This window comes from Sphingopyxis sp. BE235 (genome assembly GCF_031457175.1).
Classification (GTDB): domain Bacteria; phylum Pseudomonadota; class Alphaproteobacteria; order Sphingomonadales; family Sphingomonadaceae; genus Sphingopyxis.
The window spans coordinates 1,294,370-1,309,737 of record NZ_JAVDWC010000002.1 but is presented as its reverse complement, the minus strand read 5'-3'; the positions used below and the strand labels follow the sequence as shown (position 1 = coordinate 1,309,737).

The following is a 15,368-nucleotide window of genomic DNA, read 5'->3' as shown; positions in this document are numbered from 1 at the left end:
AAAACCAGTCGGCCGACTAAATCCCCGGGATGAAGGGGTCCTTTTTGCACGCCGATCACCCCACGAAGGGGGTGCCTATTGCACGCTGATCCTCAGCCGGGAAATCGTCGGCTTGCTGATGCGTCCAGTCTTGCGCGCACGCGGAGCAAATAAGGACGGGTTTGAGAAAGCGATGAAATAGCTTCGCTTCGTTGCAGCGGGGACAGCGACCGCGCGCGCCGCGGAGCATCGCTTTCCAGGCGGAGGCGGGAAGCTCCGCGCTTTCCGTCGTAGGATTCCCGCGATTGCCAGAGACCGGTAATTTTCGGGCGTTGTCCGCACGATAAGAGCGATCCAGAGGCGTCTGCATGAAATCGGGCATCAGCCGCCTCCTGCGCGAAGGCGGGCGCAGCGAGCGGCTCCCGCCAAAGCAAGCATATTCGATATAGCAGCGAGCATGATGTATATATACAGCATCGATCTATAATGTTAAGACTGATAAATGATGTATGAAACATCATTGGAGGCGATATGATCACATCGCAGCAGATGCGCGCGGCGCGCGCGCTCCTCGGGATCGACCAGCGCGAGCTTGCCGAACTCGCGGGTCTTTCGCTTCCGACGATCCAGCGAATGGAGGCGTCGAACGGCCAGGTCCGCGGTGTCGTCGATACGCTGGTGAAGGTGATCACGGCGCTGGAAAGCGCCGGCATCGAACTGCTCGGCGAATATTCGTCGAGTGTCGGAGCCGGGCGCGGCGTGCGGCTTCGCGAGCCCGCCGACGCCGATCCCAGGGCGCCCAGCCGCGCACTTCTGTCCGCTAAATTTCCGAGCCGGCCCGCAATCCGGTGAAGACCGAGGCCTATACGCCGAAGCTCTTCACGGTCTTTCGCGAGGGTTATTCCGTCGCCACATTTCGCGCCGATGCGATGGCTGGGCTGACCGTCGCCATCGTCGCGTTGCCGCTCGCCATGGCGCTCGGCATCGCGAGCGGGGCGTCGCCCGACAAGGGGCTGATTACCGCGGTCATCGCGGGATTCCTGATCTCGGCGCTCGGTGGATCGCGCGTGCAGGTGGGCGGGCCGACGGGCGCCTTCGTCGTCGTGATCTTCAACGTCATTGCGAGCCACGGCTATGATGGCCTGTTGATCGCGACCCTGCTCGCCGGGCTCATCCTCATCGCTGCCGGCCTGCTCCGTTTCGGCCAGATGATCAAATATATCCCGCATCCGGTGGTGACCGGCTTCACCGCCGGGATCGCGGTCATCATCGCCTCGAGCCAGATCAAGGATTTCCTCGGCCTCGCCATCGACAAGGTGCCCGCCGACTTCCTCCCCAAGTGGCAGGCATATCTGGGGGCGCTGCCCAGCGCGAACTGGGCCGCGATCGGCGTCGGGGGCGGCGCGCTGGCGATCATCATCGCGCTCCGTAAATTCGCGCCGCGCCTGCCGGGCTTCCTGATCGTGGTGGTGGTGAGTTCGCTCGCGGTGGCTCTTTTGAATCTGCCGGTCGACACGATCGGATCGCGCTTTCCCGATATACCGGCCGGGCTCCCGGTACCGTCGTTTCCCGACATCTCGCTCGCGAAGATCAATGCTGTTCTACCGTCGGCCTTCACGATCGCCTTTCTTGCCGGGATCGAGGCGCTGCTGTCCGCAGTCGTCGCCGACGGTATGGCCGGGACGCGGCATCGCTCGAACCAGGAGTTGGTCGGGCAGGGCGTCGCCAATCTCGGATCAGCGCTGTTCGGTGGCCTCCCGGCCACCGGAGCGATCGCGCGCACCGCGACCAATATCCGGTCGGGTGCGAAGACTCCCGTCGCGGGCATGATGCACGCGGCTTTCCTGCTCGTCTTCATCCTCTTCGGCACGGACCTGATGGCCTATGTGCCGATGGCGGTACTCGCCGCGATCCTGTTCATGGTCGCCTGGGGTATGAGCGAGTATCAGCGCTTCCTCGCGCTGCTGCGAATGCCGAACAGCGACCGGGCGGTGCTGCTCATCACCTTCGGATTGACGGTGCTCGTCGATCTGACGGTGGCGATCGCGGTCGGGGTGACGCTCGCGTCGCTGCTGTTCATGGCGCGCATGGCCGAAGCGGTCGAGGTCGACCGGAGCGGCCGCCGCGACGCTGAACTCGATGCCGAAGACCTCGACCAGCGCGACGATCTGCCGCCCGGCGTTGAGGTGTTCCGGATCGCCGGTCCCTTCTTCTTCGGCGTCGCGGGCGAGCTGCTCGACGCGCTGCGCCGCGTCGGCCAGCCGCCGCGCGTCATCATCCTGCGGATGCGGCTCGTGCCGCTGCTCGATGCGAGCGGCGCGCAGGCACTTGAGGAATTTGTCGAACAGGCCCGGCTGGCGGGCGCGCGCGTGATTGTCTCGGGTGTTCAGCCCCAGCCGCGGGCGATGCTCGGGCGGATCGGCCTTGGCGAAGCGGCGGGTCGCATCGCCTATGCGGCCGATTATGCGGGCGCGCAGGCGCTCGCGGTCGATCTGGCGGAGGCGAAATGACGGCGGCCCCTGTGAGCGGCAGGCCATTCGCAGGCCCCGTTTCTCGATGGCCGGCGGCCGGGAAACCCAATTCTGACCAAGCCTGGAGAATGAAATGAGTGACAGTGACGACTATGTCTATGACGAGGAAAGCGGCGAGTGGATGCCGGCGTTGGAGCTTGCGGAACGCAAGGTCGCAGCCTCGCAGGTCGAGGTTCGCGACGCGGTCGGGAACCTGCTCCAGGATGGCGACAGCGTCGCACTGATCAAGGATCTCGAGGTCAAGGGGGCCGGCAAGACGCTCAAGGTGGGGACGGTCATCAAGTCGATCCGCCTGACGGGCGATCCGCAGGAGATCGATTGCCGTCACGAAAGCATCAGGGGCCTCGTCCTGCGCGCCGAGTTCGTGCGCAAGCGCTAGGTTCTTCGGCGCGGCATGTATTTGCCATCGTCGCCTCCGCAGCATGAAGAGAGTGGCAGGACGCGGCGGTGGTGAAGATTGCGGCGTAAATTGACCAACTTTTTCTCAGACCGAAGGATATCCATTGGCCGACCGACATTAGGCTGACGTCCGACGCTATCCGGAGCAGGCGCTACCCTTACGGATGTTTCCGAATTGGGGCGATGCGCGAGGAAGGCGAAGATCTCCGAACCGAACCATCGGGTCCTGCCGGCCTTTGGCCGGGTTGCGACCTTCGGACGAAGAAGGAGACAGATGATGTTGAAGAAGACAGACGGGCAGTTGCAGCGCGACGTGATGGACGAGCTCGAATGGGAGCCAAGCGTCGATCATGCCGATATCGGCGTCGCCGTAACCGATGGCGTCGTTACTCTCTCGGGCTATGTGAAAACCTATCCCGAGAAGATCGCCGCCGAGAAGGCGACGCGCCGCGTTGCGGGCGTCCGAGCGATCGCCGAAGAGATCAAGGTCCATTTCGCGTCCGAGCCCAAAATGGCCGACCATGAGATCGCCAAGCGACTGCTCGACATGATGGCCTGGACGGTATCGATCCCGACGGAGAAGGTGAAGGTGAAGGTCGAGCGTGGCTGGGTGACGCTGAGCGGCATGGTCGACTGGGACTATCAGCGCAAGGAAGCCTTCCGTTCGGCCAGCCGGGTCACCGGCGTCGCGGGCGTGAGCAACCTGATCGAGGTCAAGCAACACCCGGCGCCCGCCGACGTGAAGGAGCGGATCGTTTCGGCCTTCAAACGTCAGGCCGATCTCGACGCCGCCGGGGTGACTGTGACCACCGAGGGCGGAACCGTGAAGCTCGGCGGCAAGGTCAAGGCGTGGGCCGAGCGCGGGGTCGCCGAGCGCGCCGCATGGTCGGCGCCGGGGGTCACCCGCGTCGAGGATAATATCACGATCGCGCTCTGACCGAGCGATCGGAACGAACCACTGGGCGGCCGTCCCCGAAACGGGGCGGCCGCTTTTGCGTCAGTGCCGAAGGGTCAGATAATCGCTGAGCCGGTCGAGAAAGGGCTGCTGGCTCGGGAGCATCATGGCCTCGGCTTCCGCGACCGTGAACCATTGCGCCGCGTCGATCTCGGGAAATGACTGGCGCCGGCCGCTACGGGGCGGCCACTCGATCTCGAAGCGATTGCTCATGATCGCCGCAGCGTCGAGATCCTGCTCGAGCGCGAAGCCTTCGACGATCTTTCCACCAGCCTGCCGGAGCGGGCCCAGCGGAACAAGCGTACCTTGCAGCGATATGCCAAGCTCTTCCTGAGCTTCGCGCAAGGCGGCAGCCTGTGCGTTTTCACCCGCCGCAATTTCTCCCTTCGGTATCTGCCAGGCGCCGCGGTAGCGCCCACGCCAATAGGGTCCGCCGGGATGGACGAGCAAGACTTCCGCACCCCCGCCTTTCAGCCGATAAAGCAGTATTCCGGCACTTCGCGCCATCATTGGCCGCGGCAGCTGTTTGTCGGCATCGATCCCCTCTCCCGATCATGGCTGCGAGCGGTTCTGCCCGCCAGTCTTCGGCCCGCCGCGCAGCTATGGCTGAAAGGTAACGCGCCCTTCGTTCCCCGGCCATGTGCGGAATCTACGTATTTCGCGGTCTGACGCTTTCGCTCAATCTCTGACCACGCTCAAGGTGAAGGAGGCCAATATGGATATGCCCGATGTCGACAAGTCGCTTGCGAAACTCGGCGTGCCGCGCCGGATGCGCAAGAAGATCGGCCGCGTTTCGCGATCGCCCAAGCTTCGCGCGGCGGCGGCGCTGGTCCCCATTCTTACCGCTGGACTCCTCGCGGCGCGCAGATTTGCACGCAAGGGGTCCTGAAAGTGGCGCCATCGAACCCCGAAGATCCGATCGAGCGGGAGCGCGAGCATGCGGCTGCGCTCGGCCTGTGGCTCGTCTATTTCGCCTTCGTCATTCTGGGGTCGGTCTGGTTTTTTCTCTTCCGGCTCTGACCGGCATCGTCCGCGCCCGGGCAGCACATCCTCGAACAGATGAGGCGAGGGTCCGGTTGATCAAGGTCAATGACCTTTGACGATGCGGTGTCCATGCCTTTCCACGGATACAAAGAAAAGGGAGCTGTCGATGGCGGAAACCAGGAACCGAGCGGGCACGGGCCAACCCCGCCCGATCCATGTCGATGTGCTGATCGTCGGCGCGGGTATCTCGGGCATCGGCTCGGCCTATCATCTCCAGCAGCAGTGCCCGGGGAAGAGCTACGCGATCCTCGAGATGAAGACGACCTTCGGCGGGACATGGGAGACCCACAAATATCCCGGCGTGCGATCGGACTCGGACCTCTACACCTTTGGCTATCGCTTCAAGCCCTGGGTCGGCGCGCCGATCGCCAGTGGCGCCGAAATCCTCAAATATATGGGCGAGGTGATCGAGGAGAACGAGATCGGCGTCCATATCCATTATGGCCATCGCATCACTGCCTGCCACTGGTCGAGCGCCGCCAATCGCTGGACGATAGAGGCGGTGCGCGCGTCGGATGGCGCGCCGGTTACCTTCACGGCCGGCTTCCTGTGGATGTGCCAGGGCTATTATGATCATGAGAAGCCCTATATCCCCGATTGGCCGGGACTTTCGGATTATGAGGGGCAGTTCATCCATGCCCAGCTCTGGGATTCGGCGATCGATTATGCGGGCAAGCGCATACTCGTCATCGGCTCGGGCGCTACCGCGGCGACCATCGTGCCGGCCTTCGCCGAAAAGGCGGCGCATGTGACGATGCTCCAGCGTTCGCCGACCTATTTCTACTGCAGCGAGAACAGGAACGAACTTGCTGACCGGCTTCGCGAGGTCGGGATCGACGAGCCCACGGTCCACCGCGTTGTGCGGGCACAGATCATGCACGACCAGGATCTGATGACGCGGCGGTGCCAATCCGAGCCCGATGCGGTGTTCGAGGATCTGAAAGCGCTGATCCGGGCCTATTCGGGCGATCCCGACTTCGTGTTCGAGCCGCATTTCACACCGAAATACCGCCCGTGGCAGCAGCGCCTCGCCTTTTGCCCCGAGGGCGACATCTTCAAGGCGGCAACGCAGGGGAAGCTGACTGTCGTCACCGATATGATCGACCACTTTACCGCGACGGGTGTCCGCACGGTCGGCGGCGCGGAGATCAAGGCCGACATCGTCGTGGCGGCGACCGGATTCAATCTGTCGGTCATGGGCGGCATCCCGTTCGATATCGACGGTACGCCGGTCGATTGGGCGAAGACGATCACCTATCGCGGAATGATGATGACGGGCGTGCCCAACCTCGCCTGGGTCATGGGCTATTTTCGCGCCAGCTGGACCCTCAGGGTCGATATGATGGGGGACTTCGTCTGCAACCTCCTCAACCATATGGACGACATCGGCGCGAATAGGGTCGAGGTCGCGCTCAGGCCCGAGGATGAGAGCATGCAGATCCTGCCATGGATCGAGGAAGATAATTTCAATCCAGGCTATCTGATGCGCGGTCTGGACGCGATGCCGCGCCGCGGCGACAAATCCGAATGGCGCCACAATCAGGATTATTGGGCGGAGAAGGACGCCTTCCCGCGGATCGACCTGCGCGGAGCGGAGTTTGTCTACGATGGTGAGCGCTCGGGAACGTCGGCGCGCGCCGGTACCGAAGTGACAGCCTGATGGCGCGGCCGCGCCGCAAGGCCGGCCGGGGGCACAGGCCCGCCATCCTACCCGCGGCCGTCCGGAGCGGATATTGACGCTCGCCCATCAGCTCGGTCTCGCCACCCTCGTCGTCGGGGTCACGGTCGTCGTGCACCTCGTCGGCCTGGCGCTATTGCTTGCGATCCTGCGCCGGTACCGGCGTGCGTCGCGGCGCTATCTCGTCATTCTTCTCAACGGCGGCGCGATTCTCGTCGCCGCGTTCGGGCTGTTCGCGCTGCACTCGGCCGAAATCTGGATCTGGGCGGGAATCTACCAGCTCCTCGGCGCTTTCACGGACTTCGAGCATGCGCTCTATTTCTCGACCTCGACCTATGTCACCATAGGCTATGGCGATATCGTCCTGCCGCCGGGGCTGCGCATCCTCGGCGCGATCGAGGGCGCGAGCGGGATCATCCTGATCGGCTGGTCAACGGCCTTCTTTTTCTCGATCGTCGATCGCATGAAACTCCTCGAACGCAGTTTCGATACCGATCACGCGCGATGAGGGAGGGTGACCCGGAGGCGGCACGGCTGCTCGCCCCCATGGCCAGTCGGCGCGGATGGCACTGCCCCTTTAGCCATCGCCGCGAGCCAGAGCGCGCCCAGTTCGAGATCGATCCAGTCCGCGGCAAAGGGATCGAGCCCGGAACCCGGATAAAGACAATATTCCCCAAAATAGGGCCGGCCGCCGATGTCGTAGAAGTCGACGCGAAGAAAGTTCATGTCGCCGGCCAGCGTCTCAGCTGCCTCCAGCATTGCTGCCAGGGACGGCGGCGGCGGCGGTTCGTCCGCGGACCTGACGAGCTGCCGCCAGCTGCGGTCGTGAAGGACCCATCGATGCCGGCGGCCGCGCCCGAGATGCACCTGGACATGGGTCGCGATGCCCCCGAACACATATATCTTATAGTCGATCGGCAGCGGGAGTGCGCCGCCAAGCAGCGGTTCGACGAGGATGCCGCGCGGGACGTCGCGATAGGCCCATTCGTCGAGCCAGCGTCCATAGGGCCTGCGCTGCCAGCGGCGTGCCATTCTGCGCAGTTGCTGCCATCGCTCACAGTCGGGCAATGCCGTGATGGCCCGATATTGGTTGCAGCCGTGACGCGACTTGATGATCGCGGGGACCGGAAACGGGATAAGCCGGGGCAGGGCTGTGCCTTGCCAGAGCGTCGGCACGATCCACTCCTCGCCCAGCCGTACGCCCGCAAGGCGCTTTGCCGCTATCTTGTCCATCATCTGGGTCTGGATCGGCGACCGGTCAGTCAGCTTTCTAAGCTGCACAAGCTCGGTAAAGCGGGCGGGATGATCCCAGGCAATGCGGCGCCCGTGGCGCCAGGCATAGAGCAGGCCGACGCGCTGCGCAGCAAGCGGAAGTCCCCGATCAAGCCCGAGGGGCGTTGGCGCGGGAGCGACTGCCGCGGTCATGGCGCTTCGGTTCCATGATGACGACCGACGCACGGATTTCCGCAAAGCTGCAGGTCGGCCCAAGCGGTCAGGCGCCGCGCATGCTTCGTTGGTTCGCCCGCAGCCATCATGAAGCAGGAAACCGCGCTGGTGCAAAAAGGCTGCCTCACGCGATCATTTGTTCGATTACTGGGGCCAGCCCCGCCCCCGCCCATGACCGTCAGACAGCCGTGCCCACCAGCCGGCCGATTCCGGCCGTGATGGCCATTGCAAGCGCCCCCCAGAATATGACGCGTGCAACCGGACGGGCGGGGGCGGCGCCGCCTGCGAACGCGCCGAGCCATCCCAGCGCGGCGAGGAACAGCAGCGACCCGAGGGCTTCGAGCACAACGATCCGCGTCGTCGGCGCCAGCGCTGCGACGAGGAGCGGCAGCGACGCGCCGGCGGTGAAGGTGGCGGCAGACGCCAGCGCCGCGGTGACCGGGCGCGCTGCCGTCACGTCGGTGATATGGAGTTCGTCGCGCGCATGCGTCGCGAGCGCGTCGAACGCGGTCATCTGGTTGACCACGATGCGCGCGGTTTCCGGATCGAGGCCGCGTCGTTCATAAATGCCGGCCAGCTCGTCGCGTTCGGCCACGGGGTCGCTCGCCAGCTCTCTCTTTTCGCGGGCAAGGTCCGCCCGCTCGGTATCGGCCTGCGAACTGACCGACACATATTCGCCGGCCGCCATCGACATGGCGCCGGCAACGAGGCCGGCAACCCCCGAAACCAGTATCGATTGACGGGTGGCGCCCGACGCCGCGACGCCGATGATGAGACTTGCGGTCGAGACGATCCCGTCGTTGGCGCCGAGCACGGCTGCCCGCAGCCAGCCCGTCCGCGATACGAGATGGGCTTCGCGGTGATCGCCGCGTGCGGACGGCCAGGGATCGGGCAGAAGGGTGCCCGTCATCCGTCGCGCCCTTCGACCCACATCAGCGCCGCGCCGCGATCCTCGGGCTTGAACACCCTATAGCTGATATGCGGCAGAAGCGCGCTTTCGATCCGCGTGAGGGCCCGGATCCATAGCTGATCGGCGACCACCGCGACGCGCCCGAACCGGTCGAGCTTTGCGAAAAGCGGCGCGGCGCGTGCGATATGAGCGCCCAGCCCGCTGATCTCGATACCGTCGATCGACCGCGTCTCGGCATAGACATTCACCGTCTCGTTCGCCGCCATCGCGGCGTCGAGCCGGTCCATGATTGCGGCCAGTTCTGCCCCGGTGATCTTGCCCTCTATACGGACCGCGAGCACATCGTCCTTCGTTTTGATCATCTCGAACATGCCGGGGCCTTTCCGGTGACGCTCGCCAGCATGGCCGCGACGGCGAGCAGGTCGAGCGTGAGCCATGCACGCCGACATTCGCAATCGTTCCCCCGGCTGCGACAAGCAGCTGACAGAGTTCGAAGGTGGCGGCAACGCCGACAGCCTCGATCACCGTGTCGGCGCCGCGCGCATCCGTCATCTCCATCAGCGCCGCCGCGGCGTCGCGCGTGCCGCTGTTGATCGTGCCGGTGGCGCCGAACCGGCGCGCGACGGCGAGGCGCGCCTCGTCCAGATCGATCATGATGATCCGGGCGGGCGAGAAGAGCTGCGCCGTGAGCAGCGCGGCAAGGCCGATCGGACCCGCGCCGACGATCGCGACGGTCGATCCCGGCGCGACCTTGCCGTTGAGCACGCCGCATTCGAAGCCCGTCGGCAGGATGTCGCTGAGCATGACCAGCGCATCCGCGCCGGCCTGCTCGGGGATGGCATAGAGGCTCGTGTCGGCATGCGGGATACGAACATATTCTGCCTGCGTGCCGTCGATGATGTTGCCGAGGATCCAGCCGCCTGTCGTGCAATGCGATGGCATGCCCCGACGGCAATAGTCGCAGCGGCCGCACGCCGTGATGCAGCTGATTAGAACATGATCGCCGGGCGCGAAAGCGGTCACGTCCGCCCCGATGCTGTCGACGATACCCACGCCCTCGTGCCCGAGGATGCGCCCCGGTTCGCAGCTGGGGACATCGCCTTTCAATATATGAAGGTCGGTGCCGCAAATGGTCGTCCTGGTGATGCGCACGATCGCGTCGCCCGCGTCCTGCACCTGGGGCACCGGCCGCTCCTCGACGGCTTTCAGGCCGGGGCCGTTATAGACGAGGGCTTTCATGCGATGTCTCCTTTGTATGTGGCGGGGCGTCCGGACCTTTGCCTTGGCGGCCTCGATCGCGTGGAACCCGCCGGTTGCGAGGATTTTGTCTATGCCGCGCGGCGCCGCCGCTTCTGCTGGGAGCGCGCCGCCTCATAGCCGGCGAGCACCCGCCGCATCTCGTCGAGCGCCTTGCGCCGCCCTTCCTCGCTGCGGATGTGCGCGAGGTTGTGCTTCAGATTGGCGGCGAAATCGGCGTAGTCATTCTGCCAGTCTTCACCCGCGAGCCGGGCGATATCGACGCGTCCGGTCCGGATTCGCTTGGGCGGTGCGCCGGGGGCGAGCGCGAAACTCTCGCCGATCGCCGGAGCGACGACGGCGAGGCGGGGCGTTTCGGATTGGACGAGCGTGCGAAGCGCTTCGATCGATTCGCTCTCGCCATGACCTAGAAAAAGTCCGCCACGGATCGGGTGACGTTCGCGTATCCATGCCGCGAGCTCGTCGCGATCGGCATGTGCCGAATAGCTGTCGATGCGCCGGACGGTGGCGCGAACATTGATGTCCTTGCCAGAAATCCGCACGCGCTCGGCTCCGTCGAGGATGACCCGCCCGAGCGATCCGCGCGCCTGGAACCCGACGAACAGGATCGTCGACCGGCGCCGATGAAGATTATGCTCGAGATGGTGGCGGATGCGCCCGCCCTCGCACATGCCCGAGGCAGCGAGAATGATGGCGCCCGACACGCTGTTGAGGCGGATCGATTCGGCGACATCCTCGACATAGCGGATCGAGGGGTGGCGGAAGATGTCGGCGCCTTCGACATCTTCGAGCTCGGAAGCATGGGCCGCGAACACCTTCGTCGCCTGGCTCGCGAGCGGCGAGTCCACGAAGATCGGAACATTGGGGATGCGGTTCGCGTCGGCAAGGCGCGCGAGATCGAGCAGCAGTTCCTGCGTGCGTTCGAGCGCAAAGGTCGGGATCACGAGATTCCCGCCCCTCGCGAGCGCCGCTTTGACTTCGGTTTCGAGTAGCGCGCGGCGCTGTTCGATCGAGAGTTTGGGCCGCGTGCGGTCGCCATAGGTCGCTTCGCATATGAGGAAATCGGTGCCCTCCGGCGCTGCCGGATCGTCGTGAAACGCCTTGTTGTCGGGGCCGATGTCGCCGGAAAAGAGCAGATGCACCCCGCCGGCTTCCAGTTCGACCGAGGCCGAACCCAGAATATGGCCGGCGTTCCACAGCCGCGCCCGGAAACCCGGCGCGGGTTCGAACCATGTCCCAAGTCCGACCGGCTCCGCGAGTCGCCAGGCGCGAAGGCCATCGGCCTCGGTATAGAGCGGCTCGAACATCGCTTCGCCGGCGCGGTCATAGCGGCGGTTTCGGCGCGCGGTGTCGCTCTCCTGAATCCTCCCCGCGTCGGCGAGCATATATTCGAGAAGGTCTGCGGTGGGCGCGGTGCACCAGACGGAGCCGTGATAGCCTTCCTTCGCGAGCTTCGGCAACAGCCCGCAATGATCGATATGGGCATGGGTCAGGAGCGCGGCGTCGATCTTGCCGACCTCGAACGCGAACGCGCCATGGTTCAGTGCTTCGAGGCTTCGCGATCCCTGGAATAATCCGCAATCGATCAGGATCCTGTGCTGCCCGAGCGTGAGTTCCATGCACGAGCCGGTGACGGTTCCGGCGGCACCATGGAATTGGATCGTCAGCGGCGTTTCGGTATTGGCCATGACTAGCTGCCCTTCTTTCGCGGATGGGATCGACGACCTTGCATCGGCTCAGCGGCCCGCCGCGCCATGTTCGGCCATTGTCTCGAGCCACATGGTGCGGTGCTCGGGATCGCCCTCGACATTGCCGACGATGCTGCGTTCGGTCGGCGCGATGCCGACAAAGCGCAGAATGTTGCGCTCGAGGCTGCGCAGGCTGTGCGCGCGGAAATAGAAGCGGTAGAAAAGCGCGGGCATCCCCATCGTCACGACGATATGGGCCGTCCGGCCCTTGAGGTGTTTTTCCGGCAAGCCGTTCGCCTTGGGCGCGAACGCGAAGCCCGGGCGCATCACCTGTTCGAAGAAGCCCTTGAGGCGAGCGGGCAGGTCTCCGAGCCAGAGCGGGTAGAAAATCACCAGATGTTCGGCCCATGCAATATCGTCCTGCGCCTCGACGATCGCGGGCGGAGGCGGACCCGCTTCCCACTCGGCTCGACTTTCGAGCAAATCGAACAAGAGCTCCGCGACCGCGATGCGGCGGACCTCATGACCCGCCGCCAGCGCCGCCGCCGCATAGGTATCGGCCAGCGCCTGGACGAACCGTCCCGGATCGGGGTCGGGATGTCCGTCGATGAGCGTGATCCGTCTGGTCTGCATGTGACATCCTGAACGAAGGGCCGCTGCCGGATTTTGGGGCGGGAGCAATGGGCCGCCGCGCCGGGCCGAGCTGGACGGGACGGGCGAGGCGCGACGATCCGCGTGCCGCTTTTGATGTCGCGGGCGGGTTCCTCCTATCCGTAGATTCCCGCATGGGCGCGCCGCGCTTGCCGTCCTAGCGAAGCGGGATGTCCCTTAAGGAACAATACGGATCGCGAACGCGCCGGGCGTTTCGCGCCCCGCTAAAAGCCGCTATGAGCGGTGATCGGGGGAAGGCGCACCGCGCGGGCGGCGGCGCCTTTGCAGCGCGGGCGGAGGCCGCGCGGTCGATGTCGATGATGCAACGTCCTTTTGCGATACGCCTGGTGCTGGCGCTTCTGCTCGTCGCTATCGCGGCGCTGCTCCGCTATGCACTCACTCCCTGGCTTGGCGGCAGTGCATCCTTCCTGCTTTTCGCACCCGCTATCCTTGCTGGCGCTTTCTATGCCGGTCCGCTCGCGGCATCGATCGCGACCGCGCCGGCCCTTGTGCTTGGTCTCTATTTCGCCGGCGTCCGCGACGGCAGCGGCTATAATCTCGTCGAAGCCCTAGTGTTTCTGGTCACCGCGGTCGGCATTGTCGCGCTCTCACAAGCCTTCGAGCGGATGCGGCGGCGCGTGCATGAAAGCGACCATCGCGCTGCGCGGCGCGATGCCGAGGCGGCGCTGGTCGCCGAGGAACTCAACCTGCTCATCGACGGCGCGCAGGGGCATGCGATCTACCTGCTCGATGCCGAAGGCCGCGTGACGATCTGGAACAAGGGCGCCGAACGCCTCAAGGGCTGGCGCGAGGAAGAGGTCGTCGGCAAGGATGCCGCGATCTTCTATCCGCCCGACGCCGTCGCTGCCGGCAAACCTGAGGGCGACCTTGCCGTTGCGGCGCGCGAGGGACGTCTCGAGATGGAGGACTGGCGCGTCCGCAAGGATGGATCCGAGTTCCTCGCCGACGTCTCGATCACGGCGCTTCGCACCGCGGGCGGCGATCTTCGCGGTTTCGCCAAGGTCGTCTCGGACATCACCGGACGGCGCGCCGCCGAGGAGGCGCTGCGATCGCAGGAAAGCCATCTCCGGTCGATCCTCTCGACGGTGCCCGACGCGATGGTCGTCATCGACGATCAGGGTTCGATCGTGTCCTTCAGCGCGGCCGCCGAGCGACTGTTCGGTTATCAGGAGGCCGAACTGCTCGGGGTCAATGTCAGCCGGCTGATGCCCTCACCCGATCGCGAGCGCCACGATGCCTATATCCGGCGCTTCCTCGAAACGGGAGAAAAGCGCATCATCGGCATCGGACGCGTGGTGTTCGCCGAGCGCAGGGACGGCTCGACCTTTCCGATGGAATTGTCGATCGGCGAGGCGTCAAGCGACAGCCACCCGCTCTTTACCGGCTTCATCCGCGACCTCACCGAACGCCAGCAGACCGAGGCCCGGCTCGAATCGCTCCAGTCCGAGCTGATCCATGTTTCGCGCGTCAGCGCGATGGGGACGATGGCCTCGACGCTCGCGCACGAACTCAACCAGCCGATCACCGCGGTCGCCAATTATGTCGAAGCGGTGCGCGACCTGCTCGCCAATCCCGATCCCGACGATATTCCGATGATCCGCGATGCGCTCGACGATACGGCGAAGGAAGCGTTGCGCGCAGGGCATATCGTTCGCCGCCTGCGCGACTTCGTGGCGCGCGGCGAGGTCGAGAAGACGATCGAGAAACTGCCGGTGCTCATCAACGAGGCGGCGGTGCTCGGACTGATGGGCGCGCGCGAGAAGAGCGTCGAGCCGCGCTTCGACCTCGATCCCTATGCCTCGCCGGTGCTCGTCGACAAGGTCCAGATCCAGCAGGTGCTGATCAACCTCATTCGCAACGCTGTCGAAGCGATGGCCGACAGTCCGGTGCGGCAGCTGACCGTCACGAGCCGTCCCGACCAGCGCGGCTTTGTCCGCGTGATCGTCGCCGATACCGGACCCGGCGTGACGCCGGAGGTCGCCGAGCAGCTCTTTACGGCGTTCGTCAGCACCAAGGCAGAAGGCATGGGACTCGGTCTCTCGATCTGCCGGACGATCGTCGAGGCCAATGGCGGGCGTATCTGGATGGAGCCGCGCACCGGCGGCGGGACCGAATTTCACTTCACACTGGTGAGCGCGAAGGCGGAGGAAAATGATGTCGGATAGGAAGCTCGTGCATATCGTCGACGATGAGGAGGCGATCCGGCGGTCGGCGAGTTTCATGCTCAAGACCTCGGGCTATGCGGTCGAGACCTGGGCCAATGGTGCGCTGTTCCTGAAGGAAATCCGGCACGTGCCCGAAGGCTGTGTCCTCCTCGACGTGCGCATGCCCGAAATGGACGGGCTCGAGGTCCAGCAGGCGATGCTAGAGCGCGGCGTCACCATGCCGGTGATTGTCCTTACCGGGCACGCTGACGTCTCGATCGCGGTCCGGGCGATGAAGGCCGGCGCGGTCGATTTCCTCGAAAAGCCCTTCGAAAAGGCGGTGCTCATTGCCTCGATCGAGGCCGCTTTCGCCCGCATGGCGGCGGCCGATGGAGCGGTGGCGCGCGCCGCCGAGGCCGAGGTCGTTCTTGGCATCCTGACCCCGCGCGAGCGCGAGGTTCTCGAAGGGCTCGCGCAGGGACTGCCGAACAAGACGATCGCCTATGACCTCGGCATCTCGCCGCGTACCGTCGAAGTCCACCGCGCCAACCTCATGGCGAAGCTCGATGTCCGCAGCCTGTCCGACGCGCTACGGCTCGCCTTCGCCGCGGGTCTCGGCGCCTGAAATCTGCGGACATTACGTAACGACCGCAGGACGCCCGAGC

At 65.0% G+C, this 15,368-nt stretch carries 18 protein-coding genes and 1 pseudogene; 11 read left to right on the top strand and 8 right to left on the bottom strand.

The window, feature by feature from the left end:
• Positions 1-55: 55 nt before the first annotated feature.
• Entirely contained in the window at positions 56-229 is a 174-nt protein-coding gene (locus J2X38_RS13510) for a DUF983 domain-containing protein (RefSeq protein WP_405053458.1), read from the bottom strand.
• 281 nt (positions 230-510) lie between these two features.
• Between J2X38_RS13510 and J2X38_RS13505 the strand changes: the two genes are divergently transcribed.
• The 4 genes from J2X38_RS13505 (at position 511) to J2X38_RS13490 (ending at position 3,846) form a co-directional block, all read left to right on the top strand.
• The gene (locus J2X38_RS13505; RefSeq protein ID WP_310254813.1) at positions 511-831 is read left to right on the top strand and encodes a helix-turn-helix transcriptional regulator; all 321 of its coding nucleotides are present in this window, start codon (positions 511-513) and stop codon (positions 829-831) included.
• Positions 828-2,489, top strand: a complete 1,662-nt coding sequence (locus tag J2X38_RS13500) for a sulfate permease (RefSeq protein WP_310254811.1) — start codon at positions 828-830, stop codon at positions 2,487-2,489. Before J2X38_RS13505 ends, J2X38_RS13500 begins: the two co-directional genes overlap by 4 nt.
• A 94-nt stretch (positions 2,490-2,583) precedes the next feature.
• Entirely contained in the window at positions 2,584-2,889 is a 306-nt protein-coding gene (locus J2X38_RS13495) for an alkylphosphonate utilization protein (RefSeq protein WP_310254810.1), read from the top strand.
• 297 nt (positions 2,890-3,186) lie between these two features.
• Positions 3,187-3,846, top strand: a complete 660-nt coding sequence (locus J2X38_RS13490; protein ID WP_310254808.1) for a BON domain-containing protein — start codon at positions 3,187-3,189, stop codon at positions 3,844-3,846.
• Between the two features lie 60 nt (positions 3,847-3,906).
• Here J2X38_RS13490 and J2X38_RS13485 read toward each other — a convergent pair whose 3' ends face one another.
• A complete protein-coding gene (locus J2X38_RS13485) occupies positions 3,907-4,371 on the bottom strand; it encodes an NUDIX domain-containing protein (RefSeq protein ID WP_310254868.1) in 465 nt (154 codons plus the stop codon).
• Positions 4,372-4,579: 208 nt separating this feature from the next.
• On the opposite strand from J2X38_RS13485, the gene J2X38_RS13480 reads away from it, so the two are divergent.
• The 4 genes from J2X38_RS13480 (at position 4,580) to J2X38_RS13465 (ending at position 7,094) form a co-directional block, all read left to right on the top strand.
• Positions 4,580-4,753 carry a hypothetical protein gene (locus J2X38_RS13480; protein ID WP_156419645.1) on the top strand — a complete coding sequence of 58 codons (174 nt, stop codon included), beginning with the start codon at positions 4,580-4,582 and terminating at the stop codon, positions 4,751-4,753.
• A gap of 2 nt (positions 4,754-4,755) precedes the next feature.
• A complete protein-coding gene (locus J2X38_RS13475; RefSeq protein ID WP_310254804.1) occupies positions 4,756-4,884 on the top strand; it encodes a hypothetical protein in 129 nt (42 codons plus the stop codon).
• A 130-nt stretch (positions 4,885-5,014) separates the two neighbouring features.
• Positions 5,015-6,568: an NAD(P)/FAD-dependent oxidoreductase gene (locus tag J2X38_RS13470; RefSeq protein WP_310254803.1), complete on the top strand. Its 1,554-nt coding sequence runs from the start codon at positions 5,015-5,017 to the stop codon at positions 6,566-6,568.
• Between the two features lie 73 nt (positions 6,569-6,641).
• A complete protein-coding gene (locus J2X38_RS13465) occupies positions 6,642-7,094 on the top strand; it encodes a potassium channel family protein (RefSeq protein WP_310254801.1) in 453 nt (150 codons plus the stop codon).
• On the opposite strand, the gene J2X38_RS13460 is transcribed toward J2X38_RS13465, so the two are convergent.
• The 4 genes and pseudogenes from J2X38_RS13460 to J2X38_RS13445 form a co-directional block, all read right to left on the bottom strand.
• Positions 7,082-8,011: an ATP-grasp fold amidoligase family protein gene (locus J2X38_RS13460; RefSeq protein ID WP_310254799.1), complete on the bottom strand. Its 930-nt coding sequence runs from the start codon at positions 8,009-8,011 to the stop codon at positions 7,082-7,084. The genes J2X38_RS13465 and J2X38_RS13460 overlap by 13 nt on opposite strands.
• Before the next feature lie 199 nt (positions 8,012-8,210).
• Positions 8,211-8,942 carry a VIT family protein gene (locus J2X38_RS13455; protein WP_310254798.1) on the bottom strand — a complete coding sequence of 244 codons (732 nt, stop codon included), beginning with the start codon at positions 8,940-8,942 and terminating at the stop codon, positions 8,211-8,213.
• Positions 8,939-9,313, bottom strand: coding sequence for an STAS/SEC14 domain-containing protein (locus J2X38_RS13450; protein ID WP_310254796.1), 375 nt, complete (start codon positions 9,311-9,313; stop codon positions 8,939-8,941). Before J2X38_RS13450 ends, J2X38_RS13455 begins: the two co-directional genes overlap by 4 nt.
• A 100-nt stretch (positions 9,314-9,413) precedes the next feature.
• Positions 9,414-10,049, bottom strand: a pseudogene (locus J2X38_RS13445) (alcohol dehydrogenase catalytic domain-containing protein); the annotation flags it as partial.
• Here J2X38_RS13445 and J2X38_RS13440 point away from each other — a divergent pair.
• Positions 9,939-10,319 carry a hypothetical protein gene (locus tag J2X38_RS13440; RefSeq protein WP_310254794.1) on the top strand — a complete coding sequence of 127 codons (381 nt, stop codon included), beginning with the start codon at positions 9,939-9,941 and terminating at the stop codon, positions 10,317-10,319. The pseudogene J2X38_RS13445 and the gene J2X38_RS13440 overlap by 111 nt on opposite strands.
• Here the strand turns inward: J2X38_RS13440 and J2X38_RS13435 are convergent.
• Positions 10,271-11,887, bottom strand: a complete 1,617-nt coding sequence (locus tag J2X38_RS13435; protein WP_310254792.1) for an MBL fold metallo-hydrolase — start codon at positions 11,885-11,887, stop codon at positions 10,271-10,273. The two genes, J2X38_RS13440 and J2X38_RS13435, sit on opposite strands and share 49 nt — an antisense overlap.
• Positions 11,888-11,935: 48 nt before the next feature.
• On the bottom strand, positions 11,936-12,520 hold the full coding sequence (locus J2X38_RS13430) for an NAD(P)H-dependent oxidoreductase (protein WP_310254790.1): 585 nt from the start codon (positions 12,518-12,520) through the stop codon (positions 11,936-11,938).
• 329 nt (positions 12,521-12,849) lie between these two features.
• Between J2X38_RS13430 and J2X38_RS13425 the strand changes: the two genes are divergently transcribed.
• A complete protein-coding gene (locus J2X38_RS13425; RefSeq protein ID WP_310254866.1) occupies positions 12,850-14,724 on the top strand; it encodes a PAS domain S-box protein in 1,875 nt (624 codons plus the stop codon).
• Positions 14,714-15,328 (top strand): response regulator transcription factor, encoded by a 615-nt coding sequence (locus tag J2X38_RS13420; protein ID WP_054733988.1) that lies wholly within the window; start codon positions 14,714-14,716, stop codon positions 15,326-15,328. The genes J2X38_RS13425 and J2X38_RS13420 overlap by 11 nt, the downstream gene beginning before the upstream one ends.
• Positions 15,329-15,368 lie beyond the last annotated feature (40 nt).

Bases quoted from the DNA above. Each gene is read 5' to 3' on its own strand.
- J2X38_RS13425 (WP_310254866.1), top strand. From the start codon at position 12,850: ATGTCGATGATGCAACGTCCTTTTGCGATACGCCTGGTGCTGGCGCTT.
- J2X38_RS13485 (WP_310254868.1), bottom strand. From the start codon at position 4,371: ATGGCGCGAAGTGCCGGAATACTGCTTTATCGGCTGAAAGGCGGGGGT.
- J2X38_RS13495 (WP_310254810.1), top strand. From the start codon at position 2,584: ATGAGTGACAGTGACGACTATGTCTATGACGAGGAAAGCGGCGAGTGG.
- J2X38_RS13430 (WP_310254790.1), bottom strand. From the start codon at position 12,520: ATGCAGACCAGACGGATCACGCTCATCGACGGACATCCCGACCCCGAT.
- J2X38_RS13480 (WP_156419645.1), top strand. From the start codon at position 4,580: ATGGATATGCCCGATGTCGACAAGTCGCTTGCGAAACTCGGCGTGCCG.
- J2X38_RS13450 (WP_310254796.1), bottom strand. From the start codon at position 9,313: ATGTTCGAGATGATCAAAACGAAGGACGATGTGCTCGCGGTCCGTATA.
- J2X38_RS13470 (WP_310254803.1), top strand. From the start codon at position 5,015: ATGGCGGAAACCAGGAACCGAGCGGGCACGGGCCAACCCCGCCCGATC.
- J2X38_RS13510 (WP_405053458.1), bottom strand. From the start codon at position 229: ATGCTCCGCGGCGCGCGCGGTCGCTGTCCCCGCTGCAACGAAGCGAAG.
- J2X38_RS13420 (WP_054733988.1), top strand. From the start codon at position 14,714: ATGTCGGATAGGAAGCTCGTGCATATCGTCGACGATGAGGAGGCGATC.
- J2X38_RS13455 (WP_310254798.1), bottom strand. From the start codon at position 8,942: ATGACGGGCACCCTTCTGCCCGATCCCTGGCCGTCCGCACGCGGCGAT.
- J2X38_RS13435 (WP_310254792.1), bottom strand. From the start codon at position 11,887: ATGGCCAATACCGAAACGCCGCTGACGATCCAATTCCATGGTGCCGCC.
- J2X38_RS13460 (WP_310254799.1), bottom strand. From the start codon at position 8,011: ATGACCGCGGCAGTCGCTCCCGCGCCAACGCCCCTCGGGCTTGATCGG.
- J2X38_RS13505 (WP_310254813.1), top strand. From the start codon at position 511: ATGATCACATCGCAGCAGATGCGCGCGGCGCGCGCGCTCCTCGGGATC.
- J2X38_RS13490 (WP_310254808.1), top strand. From the start codon at position 3,187: ATGTTGAAGAAGACAGACGGGCAGTTGCAGCGCGACGTGATGGACGAG.
- J2X38_RS13440 (WP_310254794.1), top strand. From the start codon at position 9,939: ATGATCGCCGGGCGCGAAAGCGGTCACGTCCGCCCCGATGCTGTCGAC.